This is a genomic window from Melaminivora alkalimesophila (assembly GCF_000282995.1).
Classification (GTDB): Bacteria; Pseudomonadota; Gammaproteobacteria; order Burkholderiales; family Burkholderiaceae_C; genus Melaminivora; species Melaminivora alkalimesophila.
In genome coordinates, this window is the sequence record NZ_ALEE01000475.1 from 1 (window position 1) to 2,519 (window position 2,519).

The 2,519-nt window shown below is 71.4% G+C and carries 4 protein-coding genes; all 4 read left to right on the forward strand.

Annotated elements, in window-relative coordinates; genetic code table 11:
• The coding region (gene fabF / locus A612_RS09270) for a beta-ketoacyl-ACP synthase II (protein ID WP_019374218.1) at positions 1 to 900 on the forward strand (900 nt) is incomplete at its 5' end.
• Positions 901 to 979: 79 nt separating this feature from the next.
• A complete protein-coding gene (locus A612_RS09275) occupies positions 980 to 1,537 on the forward strand; it encodes a hypothetical protein (protein WP_019374219.1) in 558 nt (185 codons plus the stop codon).
• Positions 1,534 to 2,169, forward strand: coding sequence for an RNA polymerase sigma factor RpoE (rpoE, locus tag A612_RS09280; RefSeq protein WP_019374220.1), 636 nt, complete (start codon positions 1,534 to 1,536; stop codon positions 2,167 to 2,169). Before A612_RS09275 ends, rpoE begins: the two co-directional genes overlap by 4 nt.
• 54 nt (positions 2,170 to 2,223) lie before the next feature.
• Positions 2,224 to 2,519: sigma-E factor negative regulatory protein (locus tag A612_RS09285; protein ID WP_019374221.1), on the forward strand; the 296-nt coding region annotated here is incomplete at its 3' end.

Sequence of the window (2,519 nt, forward strand, 5' to 3'; positions counted from 1 at the left end):
CTGCCGCTCATCGAGAACACCCACGCCGAGCTGGAGGCGCGCGGCCCGCGGCGCATCACGCCCTTCTTCGTGCCGGCCTCGATCATCAACATGGTGGCGGGCCACGTGTCCATGCGTTTCGGCTTCAAGGGCCCGAACCTGTCGGTGGTCACGGCCTGCACCACCGGGCTGCACTGCATCGGCGAGGCGGCCCGCAAGATCGAGTACGGCGACGCCGACGTGGTCGTCGCCGGGGGCAGCGAGGCCACGGTCTCGCCGCTGGGCGTCGGCGGCTTCGCCGCCATGCGGGCGCTGTCCACGCGCAACGACGATCCCCAGGCGGCCTCGCGCCCCTGGGACAAGGGCCGCGACGGCTTCGTGCTGGGCGAGGGCGCGGGCGTGCTGGTGCTGGAAGAGTACGAGCACGCCAAGGCGCGCGGCGCCAGGATCTATGCCGAGCTGATCGGCTATGGCATGAGCGCCGACGCCGGCCACATCACGGCGCCCAACATGGACGGCCCGCGCCGCGCCATGCTGGCGGCGCTCAGGAACGCCGGCGTGAACGCCGACCAGGTCCAGTACCTGAACGCGCACGGCACCTCCACGCCCCTGGGCGACGTCAACGAGACGAATGCCATCAAGGCCGCCCTGGGCGAGCAGGCCCACAGGATGGTGATCAGCTCCACCAAGTCCATGACGGGCCACCTGCTGGGAGGCGCCGGCGGCATCGAGAGCGTGTTCACCGTGCTGGCGCTGTATCACCAGAAGGTGCCGCCGACCATCAACCTGGTCGAGCAGGACCCCGAGTGCGACCTCGATTACTGCGCCAACGAGGCGCGCGACATGAAGATCGACGTGGCGCTGAAGAACAACTTCGGCTTTGGCGGCACCAACGGCACGCTGGTCTTCCAGCGCGCCTGAGGGCGGACGGCGCGGGAGGCCCAGGCGCTCCATGCCGTCTCTTCCAGTGTCGCCCTGACCACCCCCTGGGGCGCGGTCCATGTCCTCCCGCCCACTGCCGCCGCCCGCGCGCCATCCCTATGGCGGCTCGGCCGCCCTGGGCGTGGCGGCGGCGCTGCTCTCGGGCCTCGGGCTGGTGGCCATCGGCCTGTGGATCGCCCGGGGCATCGGCGAAGCAGCGACCCAGCCCTTGCGGGCCGGCGGCGGCGTGCTGCTGTGGCTGGCCTGCTCGGCGCTGGCGCTGCACTGGCTGCGGTCCCTGCCTGAAGGGGTGCTGCAGTGGGACGGCGAGGCGTGGCTGCTCGAGCGCTCGGCCGTCTCGGAGCGCTTCGTGCCCTTGCGCGAGGCCCCGGAGGTGGCGCTGGACCTGCAGGGCGCGCTGCTGCTGCGCGTGCGGCCCGTCTCCGGTCCGGCGCAGTGGCTGTGGCTGCAGGCGCGCAGCGCGCCCGCGCAGTGGGCGGCATTGCGCCGGGCACTGCACGCCCGCCCCCCCATGGCCACGGTGCCGGGCACCGGGGCTGGCCCACCCGTCGATGCCAGGACGCAGACGACCCCACCGGCGCACGCTGCCGGCCCTAACGAGCGACACCCACGATGACCGACTCCCTGCCGCCCGCCCGCCCAGCCGCTGACAGCGACCTGCAACTGGTCGAGCGCGCGGTGGCGGGCGACCAGCGCGCCTACGAGCTGCTGGTGCTGAAGTACCAACGGCGCGTCGAGCGGCTGGTGGCACGCATGGTGCGCGACGTCGATCTGGTGCAGGACATCACGCAGGAGACCTTTCTGCGCGCCTGGCGGGCGCTGCACCAGTTCCGCGGCGACGCACAGTTCTACACCTGGCTCTACCGCATCGCGGTGAACACCGCCAAGAAGGCGCTGGTGGACCTGCGCCGCGATCCGGTGATCACCGAAAGCGCCCTGCGCAGCACGCAGGACGACGGTGAGGAAACTTCCCTGCTCGATCGCGAACTAAGCAGCGACGAGACACCGGAAACCGTGCTGGCCGCACAGGAGATCGCAGCCGCCGTGAACGCCGCCATGCAGGCCCTGCCCGAGGAGCTGCGCCAGGCGATCACGCTGCGCGAGCTCGAAGGCCTGAGCTATGACGAGATTGCCACTGCCATGGATTGCCCCATCGGAACCGTGCGTTCACGCATCTTTCGGGCGCGCGAGGCGATCTCCGCGCGGGTGCGGCCGCTGCTCGAGCAGCGTTCGGGCAAGCGCTGGTAGCCGGCGGCTCGCAGGCTTCGAATGCGGACGTTCCAGCCAGGAGCGGGTAGGACCATGAAAGACGAACACGATCTTCTGCACATGCGCGAGCAGCTGTCGGCCATGGCCGATGGCGAGCTGCAGGGCGAAGGCTTTGCCCAGGCGATGCGCCACGCGGGCCACCAGGAGGCCCAGGCCTGCTGGCAGGTCTACCACCTGATCGGCGACACGCTGCGACAGGGGCAGGCCGTGCGGCCGATGACCGACCCTGCGCTGCTGCAGCGGCTGCGCGCGCAGATGGCATCCGAGGCGCCGTCCAGGACGCTGGCCACGGCCCCCTTGCAGTCGGTGGCGCCGGCCGCATCCGCGGC

Coding starts and splice junctions, on each gene's coding strand:
- A612_RS09275 (WP_019374219.1), top strand. CDS start 980: ATGTCCTCCCGCCCACTGCCGCCGCCCGCGCGCCATCCCTATGGCGGC.
- rpoE (WP_019374220.1), top strand. CDS start 1,534: ATGACCGACTCCCTGCCGCCCGCCCGCCCAGCCGCTGACAGCGACCTG.